The 12,474-nt window shown below is 56.3% G+C and carries 13 protein-coding genes; 10 read left to right on the top strand and 3 right to left on the bottom strand.

Translation table 11 applies throughout. From position 1 onward, the window contains the following. The first annotated feature begins 71 nt into the window (after positions 1 to 71). The 4 genes from SH421x_RS02130 (at position 72) to SH421x_RS02115 (ending at position 5,081) form a co-directional block, all read left to right on the top strand. Positions 72 to 1,589, top strand: coding sequence for a 3-keto-alpha-glucoside-1,2-lyase-like domain-containing protein (locus SH421x_RS02130; protein WP_488853665.1), 1,518 nt, complete (start codon positions 72 to 74; stop codon positions 1,587 to 1,589). Positions 1,590 to 1,637: 48 nt separating this feature from the next. Next, complete coding sequence (locus tag SH421x_RS02125) at positions 1,638 to 2,504, top strand: ThuA domain-containing protein (protein ID WP_488853664.1); 867 nt, start codon at positions 1,638 to 1,640, stop codon at positions 2,502 to 2,504. Positions 2,505 to 2,918: 414 nt separating this feature from the next. Further along, a complete protein-coding gene (locus SH421x_RS02120; RefSeq protein ID WP_488853663.1) occupies positions 2,919 to 4,253 on the top strand; it encodes a right-handed parallel beta-helix repeat-containing protein in 1,335 nt (444 codons plus the stop codon). Positions 4,254 to 4,367: 114 nt separating this feature from the next. Then, the gene (locus SH421x_RS02115; protein WP_488853662.1) at positions 4,368 to 5,081 is read left to right on the top strand and encodes a DUF2293 domain-containing protein; all 714 of its coding nucleotides are present in this window, start codon (positions 4,368 to 4,370) and stop codon (positions 5,079 to 5,081) included. A gap of 50 nt (positions 5,082 to 5,131) precedes the next feature. Here SH421x_RS02115 and epmB read toward each other — a convergent pair whose 3' ends face one another. Further along, positions 5,132 to 6,172, bottom strand: coding sequence for an EF-P beta-lysylation protein EpmB (epmB, locus tag SH421x_RS02110; protein ID WP_488853661.1), 1,041 nt, complete (start codon positions 6,170 to 6,172; stop codon positions 5,132 to 5,134). A gap of 199 nt (positions 6,173 to 6,371) precedes the next feature. Here epmB and efp point away from each other — a divergent pair, with 199 nt between their 5' ends. Next, positions 6,372 to 6,938, top strand: a complete 567-nt coding sequence (gene efp, locus SH421x_RS02105) for an elongation factor P (protein WP_488853660.1) — start codon at positions 6,372 to 6,374, stop codon at positions 6,936 to 6,938. 120 nt (positions 6,939 to 7,058) lie between these two features. Then, positions 7,059 to 7,835, top strand: coding sequence for a DUF3050 domain-containing protein (locus SH421x_RS02100; protein WP_488853659.1), 777 nt, complete (start codon positions 7,059 to 7,061; stop codon positions 7,833 to 7,835). 219 nt (positions 7,836 to 8,054) lie between these two features. Here the strand turns inward: SH421x_RS02100 and SH421x_RS02095 are convergent, their stop codons facing one another. After that, positions 8,055 to 8,336 carry a hypothetical protein gene (locus SH421x_RS02095; RefSeq protein WP_488853658.1) on the bottom strand — a complete coding sequence of 94 codons (282 nt, stop codon included), beginning with the start codon at positions 8,334 to 8,336 and terminating at the stop codon, positions 8,055 to 8,057. 95 nt (positions 8,337 to 8,431) lie between these two features. Here SH421x_RS02095 and SH421x_RS02090 point away from each other — a divergent pair, with 95 nt between their 5' ends. From SH421x_RS02090 to SH421x_RS02075, 4 genes are all read left to right on the top strand, one after another. Further along, positions 8,432 to 9,673 (top strand): LysM peptidoglycan-binding domain-containing protein, encoded by a 1,242-nt coding sequence (locus tag SH421x_RS02090; protein WP_488853657.1) that lies wholly within the window; start codon positions 8,432 to 8,434, stop codon positions 9,671 to 9,673. A gap of 23 nt (positions 9,674 to 9,696) precedes the next feature. Continuing rightward, positions 9,697 to 10,428: an ion channel gene (locus tag SH421x_RS02085; RefSeq protein ID WP_488853656.1), complete on the top strand. Its 732-nt coding sequence runs from the start codon at positions 9,697 to 9,699 to the stop codon at positions 10,426 to 10,428. Between the two features lie 103 nt (positions 10,429 to 10,531). Next, positions 10,532 to 11,392, top strand: a complete 861-nt coding sequence (locus tag SH421x_RS02080; RefSeq protein WP_488853654.1) for a glycosyltransferase — start codon at positions 10,532 to 10,534, stop codon at positions 11,390 to 11,392. A 27-nt stretch (positions 11,393 to 11,419) separates the two neighbouring features. Further along, entirely contained in the window at positions 11,420 to 11,767 is a 348-nt protein-coding gene (locus tag SH421x_RS02075; RefSeq protein ID WP_488853653.1) for a tRNA-binding protein, read from the top strand. A gap of 12 nt (positions 11,768 to 11,779) precedes the next feature. Here SH421x_RS02075 and SH421x_RS02070 read toward each other — a convergent pair whose 3' ends face one another. Next, entirely contained in the window at positions 11,780 to 12,469 is a 690-nt protein-coding gene (locus SH421x_RS02070) for an MOSC domain-containing protein (protein ID WP_488853652.1), read from the bottom strand. Positions 12,470 to 12,474 lie beyond the last annotated feature (5 nt).

Genomic DNA, 12,474 nt, shown 5'->3' with positions numbered 1-12,474 from the left:
AGGGCTGCTTCGTCGCAACCCGTCCCCACCTTGCCTACCTAATCCCGCCCTTCGTTGAGGAAAAACTGCTAATGAAACGCTGTATTGCTCTGTTCGCATTGTTGCTCGCCGCACCGGCCGCTTGGGCCGCTGATGCCGGCGCAGACGTAAAGCCGCCAGAAGGCTTTCAAAAATTATTCAACGGAAAAGATCTCTCCGGCTGGAAAGGGCTGGTCGCCAGTCCGCCGAAGCGGGCCGAGATGAGCCCCGAAACGCTCGCCGCCGAGCAAGAAAAAGCGGATGCGTCGATGCGAGAGCATTGGTCGATCGAAGATGGCGTGCTGATCTACGATGGCAAAGGTCAAAGCCTCTGCACCTCCAAAGACTATGCAGACTTTGAGATGTATGTCGACTGGAAGATCAAAGAGGATGGCGATAGCGGAATCTACGTCCGCGGCAGCCCTCAAATTCAGATCTGGGATCCGAATCACTGGAAGGTCGGTTCCGGCGGTCTCTACAACAACAAAGAGAATCCCTCCGCGCCGACGATCATCGCCGACAATCCGATCGGCGAGTGGAATACGATGTATATCCGTATGATCGGCGATCGCGTCACGGTAAAGCTGAATGGCAAGCTGGTGACCGACAACGTGGTGTTGGAAAACTACTGGGAACGTGACAAGCCGATCTATCCGACCGGTCAGATCGAATTGCAACATCACGGCAACACGCTCTGGTTCCGCAACATCTTCATTCGCGAATTGGCCAAGCCCGATGAGCTGAAGAAGATTGAAGAAGCGGCGCCTGCCAAAGCGACTGCGGTTCCCAAAAAAGACCGCAATGTGTTGGTCTTCCTTCGTCACGCCGGCTATCGCCACAGCTCGATCCCTGTAGGGGGTCGAGCGGTGCAGATCTTGGGGGACAAGAGCGGCGCGTTCAAGTCAAAGATTACTGACGACTTGACCGAACTATGGCCAGGCAACATTGACCAGTACGACGGCGTCGTGATGGTCAACACGACCGGCGAATGGATCCAACCTCGGGCCGAGGACCTGACGCAAATCGCCGCCAAGTATGGCGAAACGCTCACCGCGGCTGAAGCGGAAGCAAAACTAAAGCAAAGCCTGCTCGACTTTGTGTCAAGCGGCAAAGGGCTGGTCGGCTTTCATGCCGCGAGCGACGCAAATTACAAATGGCCCGAATTCGGCGAGATGGTCGGCGGATACTTCAACGCCCATCCTTGGCACGAGAAAGTTGGCGTCAAAGTCGATAGCCCTAGCCATCCGTTGATGGTCGCCTTTGGCGGCAAAGATTTTTCGATCGTTGACGAGATCTATCAGTTCCGCGATCCCTACTCGCGCAAAGCGCTGCACGTGCTGCTGTCGCTGGACGTCGAGAAGACTGACATGACAAAAGATAGCATCAAGCGTGACGATGGCGACTTCGCCGTCTCGTGGGTTCGCGATTGGGGAAAAGGTCGCGTCTTCTACAGCTCGCTCGGACATCGCGAAGAAATCTACTGGAACCCGCAGATGTTGGCGTTCTATCTTGATGGCATTCAATTCGCATTGGGTGATCTCGACGCCGAAACGACTCCCAGCGCCCCCTAAGCGCCACTCCCCTGCCCCCATCCTTATTGCCCCCAAGGAGACGCAACCATGTCTCGATTTAACATCTACTCGCCCGCGTGGGCCGTTATCGCCGTGCTGGCGATCTGCACAACGACCTTCGCCGAAGACGCGCCCAAAAAGCTAAAAGGGCTGCTAATCACCGGCGGCTGCTGCCATGACTATCCGAACCAGGTGAAGATCATCACCGAAGGTCTTAGCCAGCGTGTCAACATCGACTGGGACGTCGCGATAACCGGCAGTGGTAAAGACATCAAAGTGCCGGTCTACGAGAACCATGACTGGATCAAACCGTATGACGTCGTCGTCCATAATGAATGCTACGGCGATGTGACCGATGTCAAATTTGTCGAGGGGATCGTCAAGGCGCATACCGAAACCGGCGTGCCGGCGATCGTTGTCCATTGCTCGATGCACAGCTATCGCAATGCCGACACCGATGAGTGGCGCAAGCTGCTTGGCGTCACCTCCCGCAGCCATGAGAGCCATCACCCGATCGACGTGGTCACCTTGGCCGCGGACAATCCGATCATGACCGGCTTTCCCAAAGTCTGGAAGCGCCCCGTGGCCGAGCTTTACAAGATCGAAAAGCAATGGCCGCAGATGAAGCCGCTCGCCCAAGCCTACGGCAAAGACACTGACAAAGACCATACCGTCATCTGGACCAACCAGTACGGCAAAGCCAAGGTCTTTGGCACCACGCTCGGTCATCACAACGAAACGATGAACACCGACGAATGGCTCGGCGTCGTCTCCCGCGGCATGCTCTGGACGCTCGACGCGCTCAACGAAGACGGCACGCCGAAAGCTGGCTACGCCGGAACAGGCGTCGCCGAGATCGATCTCTCGAAGCCCAATCCAGACGCCGGCAAATCGCCGAAACCGGCTGCCAAGTAGTCGTTTGATAATACAAGGAAAGCCGCCGTCGATAGACCGCGGCTTTTTTTCTGCGCCGCAGATGCAAACCTCAATTCATGTTCTCCATTGCCCGTTACGCAAGTTTTGAAGCCGCCTTATTTGAAGATGGACGAAAACATAGAACACGGATTTCACGGATAAATCACGGATTTACACGGTAAGAAAGGAGATCTGAAGGCGTACCACTCCCGTGTTCGCAAGTGGAGTCCATGATGCTTTACAGGTGGACGCCAACTCATTTTTCTGACCGTGTAAATCCGTGTTCTTGCCGTGGCATCCGTGTTCTATTTATTTTGGACTCTCAAGAACGCGTTGGCGGGCGACGAACAGAGATAGCGCCCCACGCTTTCCATTTGCGATACGCGACAACTTCGATTTCCAGGATTCATTCGCATGCCTTACTGTATTCGCCGATCCGCGGCTTCAGCTGCTCTGCTCTGTTGTTTCGCTGCGTCTGTTTTTGCGGAGCCAACCGTACGCGACTTCGGCGCCAAAGGGGACGGCGTCGCCGATGACACGGCCGCGATCCAAAAGATGGTCGACTCGGGCGCTCAGTCGATTCACTTCCCTGCCGGCGTCTATCGCTTGACCAAGACGATCACGATCAAACTTGACACGATTGGCCCAGTCGCAATCAGCGGCGACGGGACGGCGACCATCAAGATGGAAGGGTCTGGCCCGGCGCTGCGATTGATCGGTACGCACTCCGGCACAGCCGCTCCTCAGACGGTCAAGCCGAACGTTTGGGAAAAACAGCGGACTCCGCTGATCGACGGGCTCGAGATCGTCGGTGCGCATCCCGCAGCGGTCGGCATCGAAATCAACGGCGCCATGCAGCCGACGTTAACGCGACTCTCGATTCGCAAATGCTTGCACGGTGTTGTCTTGACCGGCCGCAATCGAAACGTGCTGGTTGGCGAATGTCACTTTTACGAGAACAGCGGCGTGGGGCTCTATCTGCTCGATCTCAATTTGCATCAGATCAACATCGCCAACAGTCACATCAGCTACAACGCCGCAGGTGGCGTTGTCGTACGCAACAGCGAGATTCGTAATCTACATATCGGCACGTGCGACATCGAAGCGAACATGTCCGTCGAACATCCCGAAGCGGCCAACGTACTGTTTGACGTCACCGCCGGATCCATGCGCGAAGCGTCGATTGTCGGCTGCACGATTCAGCATTCGTCGGTTCCCCAGTGCGCTAACGTGCGACTGCTGGGGCAAGCCGAGATGCCCTACAAAGTAGGCCACGTCACGATCGCCGACAATGTCATGTGCGATGTCGCCTACAACATCGACATGCAGCATGCTCGCAGCGTAACGATTGTTGGCAACACGCTGTTTCGCGCCAAAGAAGCGAGCATCCAAGCCGAGAACTGCTCGAATCTCGTGATCGGAGCCAATGTGCTGGATCGCATCCGTGATTACGGACCGGCCGATACTAACAACTCGGTGCGTCTGATCGACTGCCGTGATTGCACCATCCAAGGGCTGCAGATCAACGGCGACGCCGATCCAGTAGCCGCACTGACGCTGAAAAACTGCTCGCGAATTAACGTCCAGGGCTGTACGATCCTAGACGCCAAAAAGTACGCGTTGTGGATCGATGGCGGCGAGAAAATCAGGGTCGCCAATTGCCTGTTCGACGGGCAAAGCGAAAAACTGCCGACGCAGCTAACAGGCCAGCAAGTCGATGTACGGATCGATCAAGACTCGTTGAATTGATTTCCTGCGACGCATTCCCGTTGGACGAGAATGATCGACCGGTCTTTGCGCCGCGGCGAAAGCGCGTATCATCGAGGGCCCACTTTTGTTTCTTCCTGTAGTGCCGGATTGCTTGTGCCTCAGCAAACTCGTATCGTTTCGCCTGGTCCTGCCGCCAACACCGTCCGTACGGCAGATGGACAAGTTCTGACGCCGCCAGCCAATTGGTCGCTGCTGCCGCCGGGTGATGCAGGCCTAACGCGCCGGGTCAAAGCGGCAGGTCCCACCTGGACGGTACAAGAGAAAAAAGGACGCCGGATGTTCTCGCGCGGCGTGCTAGCGCCCACCGCAACGATCTCAGCGCAAAAGACGAAGCTCGACCAGGAACGCTCTACCGACGCCTACGCCAAACGTCAGGCATCGAGCGCCGCACGGCGTGAAAAAGAACAAGGCGTCTACGTTGAAGACTTTCGCGGCGCAGTGCTGCAATTCTTACGCTTCGACAGCGGACACCGCGCCATCGCCGATCGATTGGCCGACGCAGTGACCGAGCATGCGACGCCGGTTGGTAGCGGCACGGTGGCCCGCACCAAGCGCATCCCGATCGAGCAACGGGCCGAATCGGCCGTGATCGCTTGGCTGCGACATCAAACGACCGCCTACGATCACATGAAGATCGAACGAGTCAAAGGAAAACGTCGCGAAGTCCGCCGCATGCTGGCCGAAGAATCGCGGCGCCTGCTGACCAAATATCGTCGCGGCGAAGCGGTCAACCTGTCGGCTTGCCCGCTGGCTAGAGCGCTTACGAGCTCGGCGAAGGCGACTATTAAAGCCACCTCTTCTTTGTAGCCGAAGAAAATTGACGAACGCCAAAATCCTAATGTCTAGGGAAAGAGTAATTATGCAATGATCGTCTTGTTCGGTTCGCCGGCAATCTCTTCTACATAGCGCGGCACGGCGTAGCCAGGTAATCGGCTGCGAAGTTGGCGGATCAGCTCTAAGCCCCGCTCGCGCGGAACCTCAAAGTGGGCGGCGCCTTTGACGCGATCCAGCTGATGCAGATAGTACGGCGTGACTCGGTGATCGACTAGACGCTCTGAAAGTTCGGCCAGCACGTCGACGTCGTCGTTCACGCCGGCCAGCAGCACCGCTTGATTCAGCACCATGACGCCGGCCTGATTCAGGCGATCAATCGCCGCCAGGACCGGAAGATCCAGTTCTCGCGGGTGATTCGCATGGATGACAACAATCGGCGTCAGACGCGTCGCGACCAGCCAGGAGAGAAGCTGATCGTTGATCCGCTGGGGAATCATGATCGGCAGTCGCGTATGAACCCGCACCCTTCGCAGGTGGGGAATTGCGGCCAACTGCTGGGCCAATTGCGCCAAAGTTGCGTCGGCCAGCGTGAGCGGATCCCCCCCGGATAGCAAAACTTCGTGAATCGTAGGATCGCTGGCCAGAGCCTCAATCGCCTCTTTCCAAGCAGCAACACCGCTGGGGACCTCGGCATAGGGGAAGTGCCGTCGAAAACAGTAGCGACAATGGACAGCGCACGCGCCGGTCGTCACCAAGAGGGCTCGGCCGGCATATTTCTGTAGCAAGCCGGGGGTCAAAGTCGCCTGATCGTCTCCGACTGGATTTTCTGTAAACCCTTGCACAGAATCAAGTTCCCGCAATACCGGCAGAACTTGAAGCAGCAGCGGATCGCGTGGATCACCCAGCTTCATCTTGGCGGCGAACTCGCGCGGAACGAACAGCGGGAAGTCTCGCGCGGCGGCGATCGCGGCTTCGGCGAAGTCTGCGGGAAGCTGCAACAAGCGACAAAGTTCGACCGGATCGCGCAGCGCCGACTTCATCGCATTTTGCCAACGGACCGGATACGAAAAATCGTCGGCCGAAGCGCTGCGGACAGGATCGTCAGAGGGAGTTACAATACGCATTTTCGTATTCTATCAGCCTGCGATCTAAGTTGGGGCAAGGGATCCTACTACCTTGGCCGAAGATAGCCGGTTGCCCAAGAAGAGACGATCCCCGGCCCGGCAGCGGCTGGTTTAAAGGCGAGACGATCGTTCCCACATGTTGGCCGCCCCCCGGGTTCATCGCCCCCGGAGCGTTCCTAGTTTACAGCGAGAACCAAAAGTGCAGTACGGTACCAGCGACTTCCGCAAAGGCTTGAAAGTCCAAATTGACGGCGAACCTTACCTGATTACGGAATGCAATTTCGTCAAACCAGGAAAAGGAAACGCTCTTTACAAGTGCCGCCTGCGAAACTTGATTCGCGGTACTTCGCTTGACCGCACCTATCGCGGTGGTGAAACGCTGGAATCGGCCGACGTCGCCGAAACCGACTGCCAGTTTTTGTACGCTCAGAATGACAAGTACGTCTTCATGGAAAACTCGACGTTCGAGCAGTACGAAATGACCAAAGATCAAATCGACGACGCTTGGAAGTACCTGAAAGACGGCATGCAGTGCATGGCCACTTTGTACAATGATTTTCCGATCACGATCAATCCGCCGATCCATGTTGAGCTGGAAGTGACCTATTGCGAACCGGGCGTTCGCGGCGATACGGCGACCAACGTTTCCAAGCCGGCCACGGTCGAAACAGGCGCCGAAATCCTGGTCCCCTCGTTCGTCAATCTGGGCGATGTGATCCGAATTGACACGCGCACCGGCGAATATGTCGAACGCGTTAAGAAGTAAGCGAAGCACTTGATCAGCGGCTCGATCTCGGGCCCTTTACCGGCGTCCCGCTGTACTGAGAGCTGGACGCCGGGCGACCGTCCCTGAGCGGCCGTTTTCCTTCTTTTTAGGCTGCGAACGATGACGGACTTGATGGAAGCACGAATCGCCAAGATCGAACAAGCGTTGCAATCGCGGCGTGACGCGTTGTTGGAGCACCCGATTTATGAGCAGTTGACTGATGTCAACGCGCTCCGCAAGTTTATGGAACGGCATGTCTTTGCGGTGTGGGACTTCATGTCGCTGTTAAAAGCGTTGCAGCGTGAAGCGACCTGCGTCCACGTCCCCTGGACACCGCGTAAGGATGGCGCTAGTAGTCGCCTGATCAACGAGATCGTGCTGGGCGAAGAGTCTGACGACGATGGCCACGGCGGCTATTGCAGCCATTTTGAGCTTTACTTGGACTCGATGCGTGAAGTTGGCGCCAACGTCGAGCCGATCGAAATGTTTATCCATATGATCTCGGACGGCATCGATGTTGTGTCAGCCGGATTGCATGCAGGGCTGCCGCCATCGGTCGATCAGTTTCTTCTGCAAACGTTCGCGTTAATTGACTCGCGAAATCCAGCGGTCATCGCGGCGGGCTTCACTTTCGGCCGCGAGGACTTGCTCCCCAGCGTGTTCCAAAAACTGGTCGAGCGAATCAACGGCGATAGCCACGGTCAGGCCAATCGCTTTCTCTACTATCTGCACCGCCATATCGAACTAGACGCCGATCAACATGGCCCGTTGTCGCGACGGCTGTTGGCCCAGATTTGCGGGGAGGACGACGCCAAATGGAACGCCGCCCAACATGCGGCCGAAATGGCGCTCGACGCGCGGGTGGAACTTTGGAACGGCATGGTCTCGGGGCACTAGCCAAGCGTCGCTTTCCGAAGGTTGCGTGCCACAGCTCTGTGAGCGTGTCTTCATCGCATTCCAACATTGCACTTCGCACGGCTCACAGAGCCGTGGCACGCTTGTAAACGGCGCCCAGTCCGTTTCGCTAGCATCGCTCAAGAATCGCTCTGGCCGGTTTGGGCCGGTTCGACTAACATGGCCGACCTTAGCTAAATCGCGACGTTTTTTCGTCGTCGGCTAGCGACCAAAGATTAGTGATACAATCACCGCAATGATGCCCAGCAGCCCCAGAGCCACCCACCAGGCGCTCTGCTTGCTCCAAGGCGAATAGTGGTGGATCAGGTACTCGCCGCAGTGTGGGCAAACGTCGGCTTCGTCATAGATTTCGCCGCCGCACTGAGGACAGTGATCAAGATAGTCGTCTGGATCTTCGCTCGGCAAATCGTCGTCGGTCCAGACTTCATCGTCGACGAAGGATTCGTCGTCGTCATCAAAATCATTTTCGTCCCAACGGCTCACGATATTACCTCATTATCTTTGATCGGCGCCGAGGCTGAGCCCCGTTCAGTTTTTTCCCGAAAATAGAGTGCGATTTCGTCAAGGAGGACGAAAACGTGGAAACCATCAAAACCGCGTGCATGGTGATCGTGTTGATGGCAGTCGCTTACGGCGTCTACCATCATCTTAATCAACCGGAAGAGACCGCTCCCAAGTTGGAGATCGAAGGAATCGCGGGCGGCGACATTGCTCCCAGTTTCTCCGCTTCTCCTTCGCCGGGTGGAGCCAGCGCTATCGCTCCCTCGTTCTCGGCAGGGCCAGCGCCATCGACAAACAACTTAACTTCACATGACATGGCGCCGCCGCTGGGAACCCCCAGTAGCTCGAACGCCAATCGTTTTCAGGCCTCGTCAACATCGCTGGCATCAGGTCATGAGCATGCTGCCGCCCATCAGCGACAGCTGCCGCTGATCGAAGCCCAGCCGGTAAGTGAATCCAATCTCGGCGACTCGATTGCTCCGCAACAGCCGGCAGCCTCGTCGTCTTATGGAACCTCGTCCTACAACAACTCGCCGTATGACGCGGTGGTCTCGGACGAATCGGCCTACGATACAGGCCGAACCTCCAGCGCTGAATACGGCGGGATGGATGCGCGTCCGGCATCGGCCAACATGCGTCCCAATTTTGAAACCGACTGGAACATGGCCCAAATGCAGTTAGAGCAAAACCAATGGGCCGAATCGCTGCGTACCCTTACTCCGTGGCGGGGACGCGCTGAGTTGACCACCGAACAGAGCGAAAAACTGAATCTGCTGCTCAGCCAATTGGCTGGCAGCGTCGTCTATTCGACTGAACACCTACTCGCCGAACCGTATGCCGTGCAGCCAGGCGAAACGCTCAGCCAAATTGCGGCCAAGCATCAAGTCCCGGCGATTCTGTTGCAACGGATCAACGGCATTTCAAACCCCGATCTGCTCACCTCGCAGGATCGTTTGAAAGTGATGCAGGGGCCATTTGCCGCATCCATCAGCTTATCGAGCCGTGAACTGATCCTAACGATCGATGGCTGCTTCGCGGGCAAGTTCCCGGTGACAATCCTCGATTCAACAACCGTCCTACCAGGTGAACACCAAGTAGTCCGCAAAGAAGATCCAACCGACCGCTATGGCGCTCAACAAAACTCGTATGGGCAGACCGGCGGCGGTAGCCTGGGTGAACATGTCGTTTACTTGGATGGCGGAGTCATGCTGCATGGCGAACCTGTCGGATCGGGCGGTTCGATTCAACTAAGTCCTCGTGATGCAGAAGATATGTTTGGCATTCTATCGGTTGGATCGAAAATCACGATTCGCCGCTAACTTATTGAAATGGCGCGCGACTCATGGGCGACGCTCTCCACCAAGCTCCTCCCGAAACCTTGCGACACTGGTTGATACGGCATCGGCATGCCGTCACCTTGATCGCGTTGATATTATTAGTCGCAGGCGAAACGCTCCGCACCACATCGACAACCGAGAATTGGATCACCGATCTACTGCTCTCGATTGTGATTGTTGCGGTGACCTATGATCTGCTCATTCGTAATCGCAGATTCCTGCTGGTCGCGCTTAGCGCGGGGCCGATCCTGGTGCTGATTTGGGTCATCCGTGTTCTCGATGACCTGTACGACACGCAGTCGGCGATACACTGGCACTTGCTGCGAAACGCGTTGATGATCGCGTTTTTAAGTTATACCGTTTGGGCTATTGGACGAGACGTTTTTCGCGCCCAGCGCGTCACCACCGATCAAATCTTAGGAGGCGTCAGCGTTTACTTACTGCTCGGCCTGATTTGGGCGATCGCCTATATGAGCGTCGTTGCGTTTGATCCCAGAGCTATAGAATTCTCGAGCCCCGGCGATGGTTCAGAAGCTCATCGCATGTCGGCTTTGATTTACTACAGCTTTGTGACGCTCACGACTCTCGGCATGGGAGATATCCTACCGATGTCCAATATGGCGCGCACGCTGACTTGGACCGAAGCGGTGACGGGGCAACTTTATATCGCTGTCACTATGGCTAAATTGGTGGGTCTGCGGCTTGCACACATCACCCAAAACCCGCAATCGCAGTAGCTTGCGTTGGATTGATTTCATCTTGACTTGAAGAGCATCGTTCGCCTATTAATTACCGGTTCAACTTTGCGCTGGGGCTTTGAACTTTCACACGACCTTGCTCATGACAATTCCCGAAATTGCAGTTATCGTCTCCACGTATCAGCGTCCGCAGCATCTTCGCCGATCGCTGGAATCCCTCGCGATGCAGCGCTGCGGGTCCAACGTCTTTGAAGTAGTTGTCACCGACGACGGATCACAGGACGAGACGGAGCAGATGGTTGCGCAATTTGCGAGCCAAGTTGATTTCCGGGTCTCCTACACTTCGCATCCGCACGACGGATTTCAGCTCGCAAAATGTCGTAATGAAGGAGTTGCAGTCACCAAGGCTCCCTATCTTCTTTTTCTTGACGGCGATCTGCTAACATCGCCCGACTTCGTTGCACAGCACTTGAATCATCGCCAGCGCGGATTCGCAATGGTCGGTGATTCGATTTGGATGAATCAAGCCTTTTCAGAATCGATCGACCTCGAAGCGATTCGGTTTGGAGATTCCCGCAGATGGGCGACCGATGAAGAAGAACGTCGTTTGCGCTGGAAAGCCTTGCGCGCCGCGATCTACTGCCACCTTGGCTTGCCGGATCGCCCCCGGATGAAAGGAGGCAACATCGCGCTCTGGCGCGACGACTACGTTAAAATCAACGGGTACGACCAAGACTTTGTCGGCTGGGGGCTGGAAGATAGCGATCTCCAAAGACGACTTTATCAAGCTGGCGTCCGGTTTCGATCGAGCATGCGGTGGACACGAACCCATCACTTATGGCACCCGCGTGATCCAACCTATGTCGCCAAAGCAAGCGGCACCGAAAATGAAAAGCTGATGCAGACCCAACGTCCGTCGTATTGCGCTAACGGACTCGCCCAGCAGACGATCAGGACGTTGCGACAATTCAATCTTCCCCAGACCATGAAGCGGGCCGCCTAAGGGGAGAGTTTTTCTACTGAGATGCGGATGAACAGTCTACCGACGATACCATTTGACGATTTGCTAAAAGTCGATATCCGCGTGGGACAAATTGTCGCGGCCATACCCTTCCCTGAGGGAAAGCACTCGACCCATCTGCTGCAGATCGACTTGGGAGCAGCATTGGGGGTAAAAAAATCGCTGGCTCGTCTGGCCCCCAATTATGAATTTGACTCGTTGGTCGGACGGCAAGTGCTGGCCGTGGTCAATCTGGCGGCGCGTCAGATTGGAGGTCATCGCAGCGAAGTCTTGACGCTCGGCGTGAACGACGCGAATGAAAATGTCGTCTTGATTATCCCCGATGGCGTAGCGCCCAACGGCACACGGCTCTATTAGCGCGACCCTCTGTTAGTTCGCGGCCTTTTCCACGCGTTTGCGAAACTCGCCGCGCCAAGCTTCGGCCAAAAGGGGTGACTCGGCTAGGATCGCTGCGTCATCGATGTTTTGTCGATTGTGATAGAAAAGTTGATTTAAGCGATCGATCGTCCAATCCGCAGCCGGACGATCGATCAAATGCAGCCTAGCGCCAACCTGCAACGCTCCTCGCTCTAGCACGCGTACATACCACCCCATACGTCCGGTACGAACCGCCAGCGCCGTCAGTTCTTTCCAACGCCAGCGTCGGGCTAATTTCCAACAGGGCTGACGCGGCTGCGAAACTTGCAGCAGCGCTGTACCGACTCGATAAATGTCACCCAAGCAAACGTTTTCTTCCGTCTGTTCAGTCACGGTTAGATTCTCCCCAAATGCGCCGGCGCCAAATGCGTTGCGATCCACTTGATCCGCGAGCTCCTCGCGCCAAAGCGGATAATGGGACTCGGCGTAAATCAGCATCGCTTTGTCCCGGCCACCGTGGTTCACGCGATCGGCGACTCCATCACCTTCCAGCCCTTCCCAATCGAGCTGGATCACCTCGCTGGTCGGTTGCTTCCAGAAACCGGTGATCCACTCGCGGTCCATCACCTCGATGGCGTTGGCTACGCCATACGTTTGCGGCAAGCCAATCTGCAACTGCACGATGTTCGGGTCAGCGCTCATCTCAG

This window comes from Blastopirellula sp. SH421, from assembly GCF_057808535.1.
Note: the sequence above shows the minus strand (reverse complement) of the source record. Positions and strands in the feature narration are given on the sequence as shown.

Bases quoted from the DNA above. Each gene is read 5' to 3' on its own strand.
- SH421x_RS02130 (WP_488853665.1), top strand. From the start codon at position 72: ATGAAACGCTGTATTGCTCTGTTCGCATTGTTGCTCGCCGCACCGGCC.
- SH421x_RS02125 (WP_488853664.1), top strand. From the start codon at position 1,638: ATGTCTCGATTTAACATCTACTCGCCCGCGTGGGCCGTTATCGCCGTG.
- SH421x_RS02120 (WP_488853663.1), top strand. From the start codon at position 2,919: ATGCCTTACTGTATTCGCCGATCCGCGGCTTCAGCTGCTCTGCTCTGT.
- epmB (WP_488853661.1), bottom strand. From the start codon at position 6,172: ATGCGTATTGTAACTCCCTCTGACGATCCTGTCCGCAGCGCTTCGGCC.
- SH421x_RS02100 (WP_488853659.1), top strand. From the start codon at position 7,059: ATGACGGACTTGATGGAAGCACGAATCGCCAAGATCGAACAAGCGTTG.
- SH421x_RS02085 (WP_488853656.1), top strand. From the start codon at position 9,697: ATGGGCGACGCTCTCCACCAAGCTCCTCCCGAAACCTTGCGACACTGG.
- SH421x_RS02080 (WP_488853654.1), top strand. From the start codon at position 10,532: ATGACAATTCCCGAAATTGCAGTTATCGTCTCCACGTATCAGCGTCCG.
- SH421x_RS02075 (WP_488853653.1), top strand. From the start codon at position 11,420: ATGAACAGTCTACCGACGATACCATTTGACGATTTGCTAAAAGTCGAT.
- SH421x_RS02070 (WP_488853652.1), bottom strand. From the start codon at position 12,469: ATGAGCGCTGACCCGAACATCGTGCAGTTGCAGATTGGCTTGCCGCAA.